The sequence below is a fragment of the Vogesella mureinivorans genome, from assembly GCF_007644035.1.
Taxonomy (GTDB): Bacteria; Pseudomonadota; Gammaproteobacteria; order Burkholderiales; family Chromobacteriaceae; genus Vogesella; species Vogesella mureinivorans.
In genome coordinates, this window is record NZ_VMTV02000225.1 from 1 (window position 1) to 464 (window position 464).

Genomic DNA, 464 nt, shown 5'->3' on the forward strand with positions numbered 1-464 from the left:
GTGGCGCTGCCGACGCCGTTGCCAGGCCCCACCCCGACCGCTCGCCCCTCCGCCCGTTCGCATGCGCGCCGGGGCAGCGTGCTCTGGCCCAGCGTCTGGACCCTGGTGCCTGGCCTGATGCTGGGCGGCGTGGGCGGTGCCCTGCTCGCCAGCGGCCTGGAAAGTGACACCCTGCGCTGGTGCGTGGCCGGGTTCTGCCTCTTGGCGGGCAGCCAGCTTGCCTTCGGTACGCCGCGCGCCGAGCGCGAACGCAGCGATGCGCCGCGCTCGCCGACGCTGGCCGCGGCCGGTCTCGGTATTGGCGGCCTGTCGGCGGTGGTCGGCATCGGCGGCGGCAGCCTGACCGTGCCCCTGCTGGTCTGGCTCGGCGTGCCGCCGGTGCGCGCGGTCGGCACCTCCAGCGCCTGTGGCGTGGCGATCGCCGTGGCCAGTGCCAGCAGCTACGCCTGGCTGTCACCGCCGGC

The 464-nt window shown here is 76.1% G+C and carries 1 protein-coding gene; it reads left to right on the forward strand.

The features are described from left to right. Positions 1-464 (forward strand): sulfite exporter TauE/SafE family protein (locus FLQ44_RS07915; protein ID WP_240801211.1); only part of this gene is annotated, 464 nt, incomplete at its 3' end.